This is a genomic window from Pseudomonas sp. O39 (assembly GCF_045447295.1).
Classification (GTDB): domain Bacteria; phylum Pseudomonadota; class Gammaproteobacteria; order Pseudomonadales; family Pseudomonadaceae; genus Aquipseudomonas; species Aquipseudomonas antarctica_A.
On sequence record NZ_JBJGXV010000015.1, the window covers coordinates 68,319 to 83,938 of the forward strand.

At 58.5% G+C, this 15,620-nt stretch carries 14 protein-coding genes; 5 read left to right on the top strand and 9 right to left on the bottom strand.

Features of this window, described 5'->3' with window-relative positions; translation table 11 throughout:
- The first annotated feature begins 22 nt into the window (after nt 1-22).
- Complete coding sequence (locus ACI77D_RS19190) at nt 23-739, top strand: 4'-phosphopantetheinyl transferase (protein WP_407017263.1); 717 nt, start codon at nt 23-25, stop codon at nt 737-739.
- A gap of 81 nt (nt 740-820) precedes the next feature.
- On the opposite strand, the gene ACI77D_RS19195 is transcribed toward ACI77D_RS19190, so the two are convergent.
- On the bottom strand, nt 821-2,431 hold the full coding sequence (locus tag ACI77D_RS19195; protein WP_407017264.1) for an ATP-binding protein: 1,611 nt from the start codon (nt 2,429-2,431) through the stop codon (nt 821-823).
- Nucleotides 2,428-3,153, bottom strand: a complete 726-nt coding sequence (locus ACI77D_RS19200; protein WP_064453770.1) for a response regulator — start codon at nt 3,151-3,153, stop codon at nt 2,428-2,430. The genes ACI77D_RS19195 and ACI77D_RS19200 overlap by 4 nt, the downstream gene beginning before the upstream one ends.
- Nucleotides 3,154-4,010: 857 nt before the next feature.
- Between ACI77D_RS19200 and ACI77D_RS19205 the strand changes: the two genes are divergently transcribed.
- Entirely contained in the window at nt 4,011-6,905 is a 2,895-nt protein-coding gene (locus tag ACI77D_RS19205; protein WP_064453771.1) for a ribonucleoside-diphosphate reductase subunit alpha, read from the top strand.
- A gap of 98 nt (nt 6,906-7,003) precedes the next feature.
- Here ACI77D_RS19205 and ACI77D_RS19210 read toward each other — a convergent pair whose 3' ends face one another.
- The 5 genes from ACI77D_RS19210 to flgB form a co-directional block, all read right to left on the bottom strand.
- A complete protein-coding gene (locus ACI77D_RS19210; RefSeq protein ID WP_407017265.1) occupies nt 7,004-8,113 on the bottom strand; it encodes a hypothetical protein in 1,110 nt (369 codons plus the stop codon).
- Between the two features lie 197 nt (nt 8,114-8,310).
- On the bottom strand, nt 8,311-9,621 hold the full coding sequence (flgE, locus tag ACI77D_RS19215; protein WP_064453773.1) for a flagellar hook protein FlgE: 1,311 nt from the start codon (nt 9,619-9,621) through the stop codon (nt 8,311-8,313).
- A gap of 31 nt (nt 9,622-9,652) precedes the next feature.
- Nucleotides 9,653-10,384: a flagellar hook assembly protein FlgD gene (flgD, locus tag ACI77D_RS19220; protein ID WP_064453774.1), complete on the bottom strand. Its 732-nt coding sequence runs from the start codon at nt 10,382-10,384 to the stop codon at nt 9,653-9,655.
- Between the two features lie 16 nt (nt 10,385-10,400).
- A complete protein-coding gene (gene flgC, locus ACI77D_RS19225; protein ID WP_064453775.1) occupies nt 10,401-10,853 on the bottom strand; it encodes a flagellar basal body rod protein FlgC in 453 nt (150 codons plus the stop codon).
- 3 nt (nt 10,854-10,856) lie between these two features.
- Nucleotides 10,857-11,264, bottom strand: a complete 408-nt coding sequence (flgB, locus tag ACI77D_RS19230; protein WP_003214246.1) for a flagellar basal body rod protein FlgB — start codon at nt 11,262-11,264, stop codon at nt 10,857-10,859.
- A gap of 140 nt (nt 11,265-11,404) precedes the next feature.
- On the opposite strand from flgB, the gene ACI77D_RS19235 reads away from it, so the two are divergent.
- A complete protein-coding gene (locus tag ACI77D_RS19235) occupies nt 11,405-12,370 on the top strand; it encodes a hypothetical protein (protein ID WP_407017266.1) in 966 nt (321 codons plus the stop codon).
- A gap of 91 nt (nt 12,371-12,461) precedes the next feature.
- On the opposite strand, the gene cheR is transcribed toward ACI77D_RS19235, so the two are convergent.
- Both cheR and ACI77D_RS19245 read right to left on the bottom strand, forming a co-directional pair.
- Nucleotides 12,462-13,289 carry a protein-glutamate O-methyltransferase CheR gene (gene cheR, locus ACI77D_RS19240; RefSeq protein WP_064453777.1) on the bottom strand — a complete coding sequence of 276 codons (828 nt, stop codon included), beginning with the start codon at nt 13,287-13,289 and terminating at the stop codon, nt 12,462-12,464.
- A gap of 44 nt (nt 13,290-13,333) precedes the next feature.
- Complete coding sequence (locus ACI77D_RS19245; RefSeq protein WP_064453778.1) at nt 13,334-14,266, bottom strand: chemotaxis protein CheV; 933 nt, start codon at nt 14,264-14,266, stop codon at nt 13,334-13,336.
- Between the two features lie 91 nt (nt 14,267-14,357).
- Here ACI77D_RS19245 and flgA point away from each other — a divergent pair, with 91 nt between their 5' ends.
- Together flgA and flgM are read left to right on the top strand one after the other, a co-directional pair.
- On the top strand, nt 14,358-15,122 hold the full coding sequence (flgA, locus tag ACI77D_RS19250) for a flagellar basal body P-ring formation chaperone FlgA (protein WP_221295487.1): 765 nt from the start codon (nt 14,358-14,360) through the stop codon (nt 15,120-15,122).
- Between the two features lie 143 nt (nt 15,123-15,265).
- Nucleotides 15,266-15,589, top strand: a complete 324-nt coding sequence (flgM, locus tag ACI77D_RS19255) for a flagellar biosynthesis anti-sigma factor FlgM (RefSeq protein ID WP_128588425.1) — start codon at nt 15,266-15,268, stop codon at nt 15,587-15,589.
- The last annotated feature ends 31 nt before the right edge of the window (nt 15,590-15,620 follow it).

The following is a 15,620-nucleotide window of genomic DNA, read 5'->3' on the forward strand; positions in this document are numbered from 1 at the left end:
GCAACTCGGCAAAATACCGCACATGACGCCCCTACCCGCTTGCTGTACCCCACTCGATGCCCACTGGCCGCTGCCCGTTCCATTACCGGGCACGGTGTTTCTCAGCACTCGATTCGACCCGGCCTTACTGATCGCCGACGACTTCCAGCGCAGTGCCGTGCCACCGCCGGCGAGCATCCAGCGCTCGGTGGCCAAGCGTCAGGCAGAATTCCTCGCCGGCCGCGTGTGCGCCCGCGCGGCGTTGCTACAGCTTGATCAGCTCGATTGCGTGCCGGCCATCGGCGAAGACCGGGCGCCGGTGTGGCCCGGGCATATCAGCGGCTCGATCACCCACAGCACCGGTCATGCGGCGGCGATTGTCGCGCACAAGGCGCAATGGCGCGGGCTGGGGATGGACCTGGAGAATGTGCTGACACTGGAACGGGCGGAACGCCTGGCCGGGGAAATTCTCACTGCCGATGAATTGCAACGCATGGCCGCCTTGCCCCGCGAGCAGATCGCCTTGCTGGTGACGCTGACGTTCTCGGTCAAGGAAAGCCTGTTCAAGGCGCTCTACCCGATCGTGCAAAAGCGCTTCTACTTTGAGCATGCCGAGGTGTTGGAGTGGTCAGCGGCTGGGTATGTGCGGCTGCGGTTGCTGACGGATTTGTCTGCACAGTGGTGCCATGGCACGGAGTTGGAGGGGCAGTTTGTGGTGGACGGGGAGCAGTTGTTGAGCCTGGTCGCTATCCGCGCCTGATCTACCGTTGTCGCAGGCAAGCCAGCGCCCACAGGAGAATGCATTCCAACTGTGGGAGCGGGCTTGCCCGCGATAGCAGTGTCAGGGTTTATCCTGATCCCGCGGCCAACTCAGGCTAAAGCATGCCCCGCCCAAATTATTGCTCTTGCTGATCAACGCCCGCCCGCCGTGCCAATAGATAATCCGTCGCACAATCGACAACCCCAGGCCATGCCCGCCCGACGCACGGGTGCGGCTATCGTCCAGACGCAGGAATGGCGTAAAGATCCGCTCCCAGGCGCTTTCCGGCACGCCAGGCCCGTCGTCTTCCACATCGATGCGACAACGCACCTGGCCCACCTGATAGCTGATCAACACCTGGCCCTGGGCATGGCGCATGGCGTTGCTCACCAGATTTTGCAGGGCCCGGTGCAAGTAGCGCGGCTCGGCGTCGACCCAGGCGTCATCCCAATGTGCCGAAGACAGGCAGATGCCTCGGGCTACGCTGACCTGCGGGCGCAGTGGCGATAATTCGCCGATCACCTGATCCAGTAACGCATTGAGGTCGACCCGCTGGAAATTCAGCGCCGGTGCGCCTTGCTCCAGGCGTGCGTAGGTGAGCATTTCGTCCACCAGGCCGTCCAAGTCCTGGATGTCGCTGTCCATGCCTTCCAGATATTTGCGCCGCGCCTCAGGGGTGGCGGCGTCGCCGATCATCTCCAGACCAAAGCGCAGGCGTGCCACCGGGGTGCGCAGCTCGTGGGAGACCGCGCGCACCAGTTCGCGCTGGATCGCCAGCAATTGCTGCAAGTGCTCGGCCATGCCATTAAAGGCAGCCGCCAAGCGCCCCACCGAGTCGGCACCCCGAGCCGGTACGCGAACCTCGAGGTTGCCTTTGGCAATGCGGGTGGCCGCCGCCTCCAGGCCTTTGAGGCGTCGCTCAAGCTGACGCACCAGTAAATAGACGATCAAGCCAATCAAGGTCAGGCTGATCAGCGCGATCAGGATCAGCCATTGCGGCGGGTAAGGGCTCATTTGATACAGCGGGCCGATTTCCAGTACCCACGGCGTACCGACCATGCCGGCAAACACACGGATTGAATCGCCGCCCTTGCCCAAGGCCATCACCGTATCGCCTTCTGATACCCGGCGGCGCTGGTCGTCGTCCATGTCCGCCGCATCCAGGGTCATGAGGTGCATGTCAAAACCAAAACCCTTGGCTTCCTTGATATCTGCCAGTTTCTGCGGCTGCTCGGCGACAGGGAAGCGCACCAGTTCGTCCGCCAGCAGGTAAATAGTCGCGCGGGCCAGTTGTTCGCTGATCTGCTGGACTTCGCCGGTGAGTACCAGTTGCGACTGCTCACTGACCAGACGCAGCACGCGCGCCGCATGCGGCCCGGTCTGCTCCACCAGCACCTGGCCGCGTTGCAGGCGAGTGCGTTGGCCCAGGTCCAACTGCGCATCGGCCAGCGGGCGCAATTCCAGAGGGATGCCCAACAAACGCTCCCACACCGCCAGGGCGCGCTGGCGCTCGATCGGGCTCATGGGCTGCAGGTTGTCGCCCATCAGCGCAAAAGTGCCGTGGGCCAGGCGCTCACGGTACTGGCCGCTGCGCACTTCATTGAGCAGGTGCAAGGCCAGCACGCCCAGTAATGCGACTAAAATCAGGGCAGCACACATACCGCCGTAGATGCGCAGAAAGATCGAGTTCACAGCGGCATATCGGCGGCGGCTTCGGGGACGAACAGGTAGCCCTTGCTGCGAATGGTCTTGATCAGCCGTGGGTGGATCGGATCGTCGCCGATTTTCGGCCGAATGCGTGAGATACGCACGTCAATGGAGCGGTCCTGGCCGTCGTAGCCAATACCGCGCAGGGCGATAAAGATTTCTTCGCGCGACAGAATGCGCCCGGCATTGGCGACCAGCAGCCACAACAGGTCGAACTCGGCGCTGGTCAACTCGATGCCGCCCTCGTGCAGCCAGGCTTCGCGCAGGGCGTTATCCACCACCAATGGGCCAAATTGCAGGCGGCGCTGGTTTTCCACGGCAGCAGGTTCCGCGGGCTCGCTGCGCCGCAACAAGGCCTGGATACGTGCCAGCAACAAGCGCGGGCGCACGGGTTTACACACATAGTCGTCGGCGCCCATGTCCAGGCCAAGCACCTGGTCCATGTCGTCAGTGCGTGCGGTGAGCATCAAAATCACGCCGTCATAGCGCTCGCGGACTTTGCGGCAGATGCTCAGGCCATCTTCGCCGGGCAGCATCAGGTCGAGGATCACCAGGTCAGGCTGTTCGGCGATGATGCGTGCCGCAGCCTGGGCGCCATCGCTTTCTACCGACACCTGCAAGCCGTTGCTCTCCAGGTATTCACGGGTCAACTCGGCCAATCGCTCGTCGTCCTCGACAATCAATATTTGCCAGGCTTCTTGCTCCACGGGTGATCCTCGTCGCGCTATAGAGAGTCGTCATGAAACTGCGACCGAATGTGGGAGCTGGCTTGCCTGCGATAGCATCAACGCGGTGTAACTGATAGACCGCGGTGATGCTATCGCGGGCAAGCCCGGCTTCCACATTTTGATCTTCACCGGTCATACCCTATTTGTAATGTTGTACGGGCATAACAGCGACTGTAAGTAGGCCGATTGTAGCCACGGGCCAGCCCTCCAGCACAAGCCGGGAAATCCATTCGGTGATCACGTTTTTTTGTGATAGGGTTCGCGCCCCCAAAATTCCAATCGGCTGTTTTTACCTTGGAATATTCAGTGACAAACGGCGCAATCCAGCCGCACTGCGGCCTACACGGGCGTTCCATGTTTCATACACATTTTACCCACAGCGTTATCCACAGGTAGTGCGTTGCTAAGACCCCCAAAACGCATTATCTTGTACCTCGGCGCTAAAAAAACCCTACATGTAGGGTTTCAAGCGAAAAACCAAACACAGATCAGACAAGAAACTCAAGTGCTTTCTTGCTCCCGTTTGGTTGAACCAAAGCATTTTTTGAAAGCCCAAACCGCGCACGCGGATGGCAGCCGTTTTCCAGCCACAAGGGCGAAAAACGGTACGGGTGTTGCAGTGCTTGAAGCGAGCAACTGTCACCCAACAGGAATACGGCGCAGGGTTCTTTAAAGGCCCGAGCCGAAGACTTCGGCATGGAAGCGGCGCGATGAGCTCCCTTCCTCCTGTCCCGAAGTTGTTATGCCAGGCCAAGGCCTGTTGTAAGTGCTTCAGGACGGAACGGTGGGCACCGTGATGGTGCCCAAATAAATATAGAATGTGGAGACAACCCCCCATGCAAACCGACACAACTCGCGAGAACCCGCAGGGCTCCGTGCCGCAGGCCGCTGATTCGAACCTGGATCTGTCCGCCACCGCACCTGGCCAATTGCGCGTGATCAAGCGTAACGGCACTGTCGTTCCTTACACCGATGACAAAATCACCGTCGCCATCACCAAAGCGTTTCTTGCAGTTGAAGGCGGCACCGCTGCTGCCTCGTCGCGCATCCACGACACCGTTGCCCGCCTGACCGAACAAGTCAGCGCAACCTTCAAGCGTCGCATGCCATCGGGCGGCACCATCCACATCGAAGAAATCCAGGACCAGGTCGAACTGGCCCTGATGCGTGCCGGCGAGCAGAAAGTGGCGCGCGACTACGTGATCTACCGTGACGCCCGTTCCAAGGAACGCGCTGTACGCACCCCGGCTGAAGAAGCTGCCGTACAAGCTCACCCGTCGATCCGTATCACCCTGGCTGACGGCACGTTTGCGCCGCTGGACCTGGGCCGCCTGAACACCATCATCACCGAGGCCTGTGAAGGCCTGGAAGAAGTCGACGGTGACCTGATCCAGCGCGAAACCCTGAAAAACCTGTACGACGGCGTGGCCCTGACCGACGTCAACACCGCACTGGTGATGACCGCCCGCACCCTGGTTGAACGTGAGCCGAACTACTCGTTCGTGACCGCGCGCCTGCTGATGGACACCCTGCGTGCCGAAGGCCTGGGCTTCCTCGGCGTCGCCGACAGCGCTACCCACCACGAAATGGCCGACCTGTACGCCAAGGCCCTGCCTGCCTACATCGCCAAGGGTATCGAATTCGAATTGCTGAACCCGATCCTGGCCACCTTCGACCTGGAAAAACTCGGCAAGGCGATCAACCACGAGCGCGACCAGCAGTTCACCTACCTGGGCCTGCAAACCCTGTACGACCGTTACTTCATCCACAAGGACGGTATCCGCTTCGAACTGCCGCAGGTGTTCTTCATGCGCGTGGCCATGGGCCTGGCGATTGAAGAGAAGCACAAAGAAGACCGCGCCATCGAGTTCTACAACCTGTTGTCGTCCTTCGACTACATGTCGTCGACCCCGACCCTGTTCAACGCCGGCACCCTGCGTCCACAGCTGTCCAGCTGCTACCTGACCACCGTGCCGGATGACCTGTCGGGCATCTACCACGCGATCCACGACAACGCCATGTTGTCCAAATTCGCCGGCGGCCTGGGCAACGACTGGACCCCGGTACGAGCCCTGGGTTCGTACATCAAGGGCACCAACGGCAAGTCCCAGGGCGTTGTACCGTTCCTGAAAGTGGTGAACGACACCGCCGTAGCGGTCAACCAGGGCGGCAAGCGCAAAGGCGCTGTCTGTGCCTACCTGGAAACCTGGCACATGGACATTGAAGAGTTCATCGAGCTGCGCAAGAACACCGGTGATGATCGTCGTCGTACCCACGACATGAACACCGCCAACTGGATCCCGGACCTGTTCATGAAGCGCGTCTTCGATGACGGCCCGTGGACCCTGTTCTCGCCATCCGAAGTACCGGACCTGCACGACCTGACCGGCAAGGCCTTCGAAGAGCGTTACGAGTACTACGAAGCCCTGTCCCAGTACCCGGGCAAGATCAAGCTGTTCAAGACCATCCAGGCCAAAGACCTGTGGCGCAAAATGCTCTCCATGCTGTTTGAAACCGGCCACCCGTGGCTGACCTTCAAAGACCCGTGCAACCTGCGCAGCCCGCAGCAGCACGTGGGCGTGGTCCACAGCTCGAACCTGTGCACCGAGATCACCTTGAACACCAACAAGGACGAGATCGCCGTTTGCAACCTGGGCTCGATCAACCTGCCGAACCACATCACCAACGGCAAGCTGGACACCGCCAAGCTGGAACGTACCGTGAACACCGCCGTTCGCATGCTCGATAACGTTATCGACATCAACTACTACTCGGTGCCACAGGCGAAGAACTCCAACTTCAAGCACCGTCCGGTCGGGCTGGGCATCATGGGCTTCCAGGACGCACTGTACCTGCAGCACATTCCTTACGGTTCCGACGCTGCTGTCGAGTTCGCCGACAAGTCGATGGAAGCGGTCAGCTACTACGCGATCCAGGCTTCCTGCGACCTGGCCGATGAGCGCGGTGCCTACGAGACGTTCCAGGGCTCGCTGTGGTCCAAAGGCATCCTGCCGCTGGATTCGCAACAGATCCTGATCGAGCAACGTGGCCAGAAGTACATCGACGTTGACCTGAACGAATCCCTGGACTGGGCACCGGTACGTGCCCGTGTACAGAAAGGCATTCGTAACTCCAACATCATGGCCATCGCGCCGACCGCCACCATCGCCAACATCACTGGCGTGTCGCAGTCGATCGAACCGACTTACCAGAACCTGTATGTGAAATCGAACCTGTCGGGCGAATTCACCGTGATCAACCCGTACCTGGTTCGCGACCTTAAAGCCCGCGACCTGTGGGACTCGGTCATGATCAACGACCTGAAGTACTACGACGGTTCCGTGCAGCAGATCGAACGCATCCCGCAAGAACTCAAAGAGCTCTACGCGACCGCCTTCGAAGTGGACACCAAGTGGATCGTTGACGCTGCCAGCCGTCGTCAGAAGTGGATCGACCAGGCTCAGTCGCTGAACCTGTACATCGCCGGCGCTTCGGGCAAGAAGCTGGACGTGACCTACCGCATGGCTTGGTACCGTGGCCTGAAAACCACTTACTACCTCCGTGCCCTGGCTGCGACCAGCACCGAGAAGTCGACCATCAACACCGGTAAGCTGAACGCTGTTTCCAGCGGCAACCACGGTGATGATTCGGTACTCGCCGCCCCAGCCGGCCCGGCCCCCGTGCCAAAGGCTTGCGCGATTGATGAGCCGGATTGCGAAGCTTGCCAATAAGCTAAGCGAGTGAATAAAGCCCGTTAACCCTATAAGAGGTTAACGGGCTTTTTCGTTTTATTGCAGCGTGAAATGCCGCTTCACCTGCCGCTGTATAGCTATATAAATGCGTACGCCTCCCCGTGATCCTCCCGCTGAGGCCGACCGCCTCGCCCGCCCCATAGCTCTATCTGGCCGCCAATGACCGCCATCGAATGGCCGCCGTAGTTCACAACGCCCAACGCACCGCTGGCAAGCTCATCGCTCGTCGTCTGCCGGTACAGGCCTTTGAGGCCCAGACGATCCAGCCCCTCATTGGCGTGTTCACCGTCGTTCAAGCTCACCAACGCATCCATGTAGCTTCGGCGAGCGTTATGATCGTTACCGTAACCTTGCCCGTTATTACCTTCCATATGAGCCCGCATGGCGCTGGCGGCGTACATGAAGTTGGCGTCGGTCATCATGGCCGGATCGTCCCCCATGAACCGAGCCTGTTGTGCCGCCTGCTGTAATTGCCCCTTGCTCAAATGGAGCTGAAACCCGTCCCGCATCTGCACGTCATAGCCATCGCCTGACGCTTTCACGTCCTTGAAAACATCGGTGGGCTTCTGGCCGAACTTCATCATTGCGCTCTTTATGGCTGAAACAGTGATGCAGTTTCCGTCCGGCCCCTGTTTGAAACCACTCCAGATATTGCCGGTTTCTCTGCCCATACCCGGTTTTTTTGCAGGATTGCTATTGTCAGGCTTGTAGTCAGTGAAATTAGCCCCTTTGGTAAACGGCTTGTTACTCATGGACTCTACGGAGCCAAAATTCTTCGGGTTAACTCTACCGCCACCACCGCCACCGCCCGGCGATGGTTTTGGAGAAGGCGCCGGAGACGGAATCGCCTCTTCCGGAAAAAGATCCGGAAACAGCCTCTTCATCCGCGTGAGCCAATCCTCAAATATTTCTTTTTTCAGCTGCTCGAGGATTTCTTTGAATTTTTCATCTCCGAGCGCTTTCCGCTGTTCATTCAGCTTGTCTCGCAGATCCTTGACGGTCTGGCTCTTGGACGTTTTCTCGGCATCATCAAGCTCTCTGAGAAGCTTACCGACAACATCCTTATTGGCATCTACGTCGTCCTTTTTGTCCTCAGAGCGACTTACGCCCCCCAGGTGCTGCCCTGCCCCACCCACGTCATAACGCACACCCCCAGCCCCATGGCCGGGCACCGATGAATTCCACATACCAAGCCCCTTTTAAAGACAGGATCCAACGCCTTTCGGCTTGATATGTGGAAAGAACGGTGTAGTCAGTTCCAATCAGCGCGTGTCATCTCGCGAACGGGCAGGTGGTGGGAAAAGGGCTAAATGCCAAATGACAGGCAAAAAAAAGCCCCTCGACTGAGGGGCTTTCGCTTCGCTTGCGCGTCAGGGCTACAGCATCAGGTCATCTGAATGATGGTCTGCATGATGGTGCTCTGGGTGGAGATCGTCTTGGCGTTCGCCTGATAGTTGCTCTGGGCCTTGATCAGGTCCACCAGCTCGTTGGTCAGGTTGACGTTGGAGTTCTCCAGGGACTTGGACACGATCGAACCCAGCGTACCGGCTTGCGGGGTGTCGTAACCCGGCTGGCCCGACGCGAAGGTTTCTTTCCAGGCCGTGCCGCCAGCCGGCTGCAGGCCCTGCTCGTTGTTGAAACTGGCCAGGGAAAGCTGGCCGATGGCCTTGCTCTGCTGGTTGCTGAAGGTAGCGAACAGCACGCCGTTACCGTCAATGCTCAGGCCGGTGATCTGGCCGGTGGCGTAGCCATCGGTGACCGGCGGGTTGCGGTATGTGGCCGAGTTGTATTGGGTAATGTTGGCCATGTTAATGGCAATCCCGCCAGGGTTGGCGTTCGCACCGTTTTTGGTCCATACGCCGTTGGTCACGGTGCCCGGCACCCAACCGGTCAGCTGCAAGGTGGTGCTGGACGTAGTACCGGTGATAATCCCGGTGAGTTTGCCGGAACCGTCGAAGCTCAATGTCGATGCGACCGGAGGCGTCGAACCCGTGCCGGTAGGCGCCGAACCGTCAGGGTTACGACCATCGATCAGGGTGTAGGACTTCCAGGTGTTGGAATCCGTTTTGACCACGTACTGCACCATTGGGTGGGCGTTACCCTGGGTGTCATACAAAGTGGTGTTGTACTGGGTGCTGAAGGTGGTGGAATCGGTCGGATCAAACGGCTTGACCGTCTGGTCGATCACCGGCGACGAGGAATTCAGGTTACTGGTGGAATCCACCTTGCTGGAAGCCTTCGGCGGCAGGTTCGACAGGTTCAATTGCAGGTCGGTCAGCGCGCCTTTGACGATGTTGCCATCGCCGTCCGCCGCGTAGCCTTGCAGGCGCGAGGTGCCGGTGTTGTTGGTGATGTAGCCGTCTTTATCCGAGTGGAAGGCACCGTTGCGGGTGTATTCCAGCGAACCGTCGCTGCCCTTCTGCACAAAGAACCCGCCGCCCTGGATCGCCATGTCCAGCAGACCGCCGGTGTTGTTGACGTCGCCCTGGGTGAACTGCTGTGACACTGCCGCCAGGTTCACACCGCTGCCGACACTGTTCTGGCCGGTGCCCAGCTTGGACGCCGCGTAAATGTCCGAAAATTCCGCGCGGGACGATTTGAAACCGGTGGTCGCAACGTTGGCAATGTTGTTGCCGGTTACGTCCAGTTGTTTGTTGGCCGCATAGAGGCCGCTAAGGCCGATGTTAAAAGACATGTTTCTCTCCCTCTGCCGTATTTAGGCGGCTCTATGTACCGATAGTCTGGATTTGCGACAGCTTGACGCTGCCCATACCGCCTGCAAGATTCAGCAGCATTTCGCCGCCGGTCTTGCTCAACGTCACGCTGGTCACCGTTGCCGGCAGCGACGTTAGCAGGGCAACCGCGTCGCCCTTGTCATTCTTGGTGCTGGCCGCGAAGGTGTAAGTCCCGGCTGGCGCGACCTCACCGTTGTCGTTCTTGCCGTCCCAGATAAAACTGGAATCGCCGGCGCTTTGGGCGCCCATGTCGATAGTGCGCACCGCATTGCCGTCCTTGTCGGTGATCTTGACGGAGACGTTGCCTGTCGCCGCCGTCACCGCCACCGAGCCGGTCATGCTCTTGCTGGTATCCACCATGGCCGTGTTGGTCTGGGTGATGATCGAACGCCCGACCAGCGACGACGCCTGCAGCGCTTGCGAGGAGCTGAAGTTGCTGGAGATCGCATTCACCGAGTCGTTCAGGGTGTTAATGCCTTCCAGGCTGCTGAACTGCGCCAGTTGCGCCACGAACGCACCGTTATCCTGAGGCGACAGCGGGTTCTGGTTTTTCAGCTGGGTCACCAGCAGTTGCAGGAACGCATCCTTGCCCAGCGCCTGGTTACCCGTGGCCGCCGAGGCAGCCGAGCTGAGGCTGCTGTTGTCCGTCGCGGTCTTGACCTTGGTGTTGAACAGGTCCTGAACCGCCGTGTTGGGTGTAGAAGTGGTATCAACGATGGCCATTATTTGGCGCCCCTTATCACTGACCCAGGGTCAGGACCTTCTGCATCATGGTTTTGGCGGTATTCATCATTTCCGCGTTGGTCTGGAACGAGCGGCTGGCGGAAATCATATCGGCCATTTCCTCGACCACGTTGACGTTGGGGTAGTACACGTACCCCTTTTCGTTCGCGGCAGGGTGGTTAGGCTCGTAACGGGCTTCCAGGTTGCTCTGGTCTTCGACCACACCGAGTACCTGCACGCCCTGGCCTGCGGCATCCTGATTCTGGAACAGCGAATCGCCGCTACCGCTCTGGCTACCTTGGCCGCCCTGGAACATGGTGGCGAACACCGGGTGACGGGCACGGTAAGTCTGATCAATGCTCGAAGACACGGTCTCGGCGTTGGCGATGTTACTGGCGACGGTGTTCAAACGCGTGGTCTGCGCGCTCATGCCACTGCCGGCAATATTGAAAACACTGGCTAGGGACATGGCTTACTCTCCACGCAGGGCTGACATCAGCCCTTTGAATTTGCTGTTGAGCAGGGTGAAGCTGGCCTGGAAGTTCACCGAGTTCTCGGCGTAGGCCGATTGCTCAAGTTGGGCATCGACGGTGTTCTGATCGATCGACGGTTGCATCGGCGTGCGATACAGCAGCGACTCGTCACCATTGCCCAGGCCTTGCGCTTCAATATGACGGCTGTTGGTCATGTTCAAGGCAAAGGTGCCGTTCTTGGTCTTGTCCTGCTGTGCAGCGAGCACAGCGGAGAAGTCCAGGTCCCGAGCCTTGTAGTTCGGGGTATCGGCGTTGGCAATGTTGTTGGCCAGGACTTCAGCACGCTGGGCGCGGAAGCCCAGGGCTTGTTCGTGGATACCGAGCGCTTTATCGAAGCTGATGCTCATGGCGGAAACCTTTAGGCTGACCTGCTTTTCGTATCTGGGTTATAGCAAGGCGCATGCCAATTCGTTCAAAGCCCCTAATTCAAGGGTTTGCGAGGGGAGCGCCTGCGGCATTGCCAGAAAAGCGGCAACGAACTTCCGCGTTGCGCCAGGAAAGCGGCAACCGTGTTTGCCGCTTTTACGCAGTGGCGGCAAACGAGCATAAACACGGTGAGCCCGTTACCGGAGTTTCTTACCGTCCGTCTGCACTGTCATTTCTAACAGTTGTGAAGCACCGCTTCTTCGAAGCCTTATTGGAGCGGAAATCACTTCACTCAAGGCAGAGGCTCACAACGATGAAGGTACCGCCGCTCGGTTTCACACTGCAAGATTCCGCACAGCCGATTCCAAACCTGAATACCAACCTGCTGGTTGGCAACTGCGCAGAAGTCAGCTGTAATTTCCCCCTGCTGCCCATGGACTTTGTAAATATAAACATGATCAGCAGCATCCTGGGCGGCGACCATAACCAAAGCTTTTCAATTGGCCAAGCCTCACCCTCTCTCACTGCCCTGATACCGCGAGACCGTGTTGAAGCCAATGAGGGCAACAGCGTGCGACTACGGCTGACCATCAGGCGTAACGGGGTCTCCACACCTGCAAATGACGCGACCGTGACCATCAACCGTCGCCCGGTTGTCACGCCGACGCCAGATACAGTCTGGGATTTCAACGACGGCACGCTCCAGGGCTGGGTGCCTCAAGGGAGCTACGTGGGATTACTACGTGTTATCAATAATGAAGTGGTCGCAAACTTGCCCAACAGTGTGCCGGGTGCCTCCCACATCATTACCCGCTCAGTGCCGGTGATCGCAGGGCGCACCTATAATTGCAGCTTCAACGCCCGAACAGACTTGCCCGCTGCCGACGGCTCACGCTTGTATATGACGATGAATGGCAAATCGATCGGCCGCGCGGCACCGCTCCTGCCAGGCTTCACGCTATTAGAAAGCGGGACGTTCATCGCGCCGATTACAGGCAGCGTGCATCTGGGTATTTTCAACGAAGCGGTACCCAGGGGTATTCATCAATTGGCCTTGGACACTATCAGTATCACGCTCATGCCCTGAGTACGGCCAACGAAGTAGCACCGATACGTTGCGCCAATAAAAAACGGGAGGCCTTTTTCGGGCCTCCCGTTTTTTATTGCTTAGACGCCAATCACTTGGCCTGGTAAATGATGCCGGGACTGCACTGCACCATCTGGTAATGATCCGGCAGGCCGTTCAACGCCTCCGACGCACCGAGGAACAGGTAACCGCCGCGCTTGAGCGTGCCGTGAATACGCAGCAGGATGTCCTTCTTCACTTCGGCCGAAAAGTAGATCAGCACGTTGCGGCAAAACACCATGTCGAACTTGCCCAGGCTGGCGTAGCTGTCGAGCAGGTTGAACGAACGAAACTCCACCCGGCTCTTGATCGGCGCCTTCACCGCCCAACGCCCGGCCCCTTTCGGGTCGAAGTGACGTTGCAGGCGCTCCGGGGACAAACCACGGCCCAGGGCCAGGCTGTCGTACTCGCCAGTCTTGCAATTGGTGAGCATGGTGCCGGACAAATCCGTGGCCACAATTTGCGCACCGGCCTTTAATTGCCCCATGTTGGTCCGCTCGAACTCGTCGATGGACATCGAAATCGAATACGGTTCCTGCCCCGAAGAGCAGGCGGCCGACCAGATACGCAGTCGCTGGCCCGGGCTGGCCTTGATGGCCTCCGGCAGCACCTTGTTCTTGAGCACTTCGAAGGGGTAGGTGTCGCGAAACCACAAGGTTTCGTTGGTGGTCATGGCATCGACCACCATTTCCTTGAGCCCACTGCGCGGTTGACCCTGAATGCGCTGAACCAACTCACCCAGGGACTTGATGCCCTGCTGCTCCATCAGTTTGTTGAGACGGCTGGATACCAGGTATTGCTTGTTTTCACCAAGCAATATGCCACAGGCTTTTTCCAGGAAGACCCGGAACTGTTCGAAATCTAAATTACCCGTAGACAAGGATACCGCCTCTTTAATCGTGTGACCGCCAGGAGGAACTCCCCCTAGCCGTGATCTGCTGCCTTGATCCGGTCGACTACCCGGGATGCCAGGTCATCAGGGCGGAATTTGGCCAAAAAGTCATCAGCACCGACCTTCTTGACCATCGCCTGATTGAATACACCCGACAATGAAGTATGCAGGATGATATGCAATTTTTGCATGCGTGGATCGTTACGTATCTCGGCCGTCAGGGTGTAACCGTCCATTTCCGGCATCTCGATGTCGGAAATCATCATCAGGAATTCTTCTTCCGGCTTCTTGCCCTCATCCACCAGCTTGCGCAGGTAATCCAGGGCTTGGCGACCATCGTTGAGCGCCACGACTTCCACACCGACGGTTTGCAGGCAGCGACTCACCTGTTTGCGCGCTACCGAGGAATCATCCACCGTGAGTACACGCAGGGAAATCGCCTTGTGCGCGGTCTCGGCGTCCACTACACCCACCGAGATCGATTCCGAGGTAGGGGCCACTTCGGCGAGGATCTTCTCCACGTCGATGATTTCCACCAACTGGTTATCGACCCGCGTCACCGCCGTGAGGTAGTGATCGCGCCCGGTGCCCTTGGGTGGCGGATGGATCTCCTCCCAGTTCATGTTGACGATGCGCTCCACCGAGCGCACCAGGAAACCCTGGGTCTTGGTGTTGTACTCAGTGATGATCACGAACGGATTCTGGCGATCCTGCAGACCGGCGGAACTTGTGGCCAAGGCCAGGTCAAGAATGGGTATGGTCGCGCCACGAATGTTGGCCACGCCGCACACCACGGGGCTGGATTTGGGCATTATGGTGAGCTTGGGGCACTGCAGCACTTCCCGCACTTTAAACACATTGATGCCGTACAGCTGCTTGCCATCAAGGCGAAAAAGCAACAACTCCAGGCGATTCTGCCCTACCAGCTGTGTGCGCTGGTTTACTGAATCCATTACTCCTGCCATGCCATGACTCCTACGCTAAAACCTGGGGCGATACCTACAGGGCAGCGCGTACCCAACACTAAACGGCACGAGCTTTGCTATTTATTGATTTATGAATCTTAAAACGCCAGTTTCCCGACGCCTTCGCCTCCCACGGTACCGCAGATTGCTCTGCGTCTCGATGGCACTGCTCGCCCTGGGCTCGGGCATCACGGCACGTGCAGATAACGTCACATTGCCTGATCTCCTTATCGGCGTCACTCAAGGCTTTCTTGAGTTCACTGTAGAAGATTATCTGACGACCACCCAGACACCTGGGCGTTATGAAATTCAGGTCAACCCGTTAGACCCGCGCCTGCGCATGCCAATGTGCGACAAGGAATTGACGGCCTCACTGGAAAGCCCCGCCCAGCCCATCGGCCGCGTGACGGTAAAGGTGCGCTGCGAGGGCGCATCGCCCTGGACCGTGTTCGTGCCGGCGCAGGTCAAACTGTTTCGCGATGTAGTGGTGGTCACGCGCCCGCTCAAGCGCACGGGCATCATCGGTTTTGAAGACGTCGCCCTGCGCGAGCGGGATATCAGCCTGATCAATCAGGGCTACCTCACCTCGCTGGATCAGGCCGTCGGGCAGAAACTTACCCGACCAATGGTCACCGACCAGGTCATCACACTGGTTCATCTGGAACAGGCTGAAGTGATTCGCAAGGGTGATCAGGTGGTGATTTCCGCCAGCAGTGGCGGGCTGACCGTCAAAATGCCGGGCGAGGCGCTGTCCAACGGCGGCATGAGCGAACAGATTAGAGTCAAGAACCTCAACTCCAACCGGGTGATAAAGGCGCAAGTGACCGCGCCAGGCCAAGTTGAGGTCGCGTTATAGATCACTGGTGTCAAACGCCAGCTTTTCCTACACTGTGCGTTGGATGTCGGCCTGTACAGGTTTATTGTCAAACGAACCTAAAGTTTGTTCGGGTATGGCCGAAAACATGGCAAGCGTCCAAATACCCAGAGGTTTTTTTTATCATGGTCATTGATTTCAGTCGTTTAAATAACACCCCGGCGTTGCCCGGCAATACGCGCACCAGCGGTGCCAAGGACAGCGTAGAAGCCAAAGCCCAGCCCGTGCCCGTCAAGGCAGAACAGGCCGGCGCCAGCCAGAGTGGGGAATCGGTACACCTGAGCAATGAGGCTCAACAGTTGCAGAAGGTCACTGACTCGCTGCGCGATCAACCGGTTGTCAATAAAGCCCGCGTGGCCGAATTGAAGCAGGCCGTCGCCGATGGCAGCTATAAAGTCGACAGCAACCGTGTAGCCAGCAAGCTGCTTAACTTCGAAGCCGAGCGCTAGGCAAAGGCCTGCGCAGGGCTTTTGGACGCTT

Excerpts from the sequence above, each read along its gene's own strand:
- ACI77D_RS19190 (WP_407017263.1), top strand. The coding sequence starts at position 23 with ATGACGCCCCTACCCGCTTGCTGTACCCCACTCGATGCCCACTGGCCG.
- ACI77D_RS19205 (WP_064453771.1), top strand. The coding sequence starts at position 4,011 with ATGCAAACCGACACAACTCGCGAGAACCCGCAGGGCTCCGTGCCGCAG.
- ACI77D_RS19210 (WP_407017265.1), bottom strand. The coding sequence starts at position 8,113 with ATGTGGAATTCATCGGTGCCCGGCCATGGGGCTGGGGGTGTGCGTTAT.
- flgE (WP_064453773.1), bottom strand. The coding sequence starts at position 9,621 with ATGTCTTTTAACATCGGCCTTAGCGGCCTCTATGCGGCCAACAAACAA.
- flgD (WP_064453774.1), bottom strand. The coding sequence starts at position 10,384 with ATGGCCATCGTTGATACCACTTCTACACCCAACACGGCGGTTCAGGAC.
- flgC (WP_064453775.1), bottom strand. The coding sequence starts at position 10,853 with ATGTCCCTAGCCAGTGTTTTCAATATTGCCGGCAGTGGCATGAGCGCG.
- flgB (WP_003214246.1), bottom strand. The coding sequence starts at position 11,264 with ATGAGCATCAGCTTCGATAAAGCGCTCGGTATCCACGAACAAGCCCTG.
- ACI77D_RS19245 (WP_064453778.1), bottom strand. The coding sequence starts at position 14,266 with ATGGCAGGAGTAATGGATTCAGTAAACCAGCGCACACAGCTGGTAGGG.
- flgA (WP_221295487.1), top strand. The coding sequence starts at position 14,358 with ATGAATCTTAAAACGCCAGTTTCCCGACGCCTTCGCCTCCCACGGTAC.
- flgM (WP_128588425.1), top strand. The coding sequence starts at position 15,266 with ATGGTCATTGATTTCAGTCGTTTAAATAACACCCCGGCGTTGCCCGGC.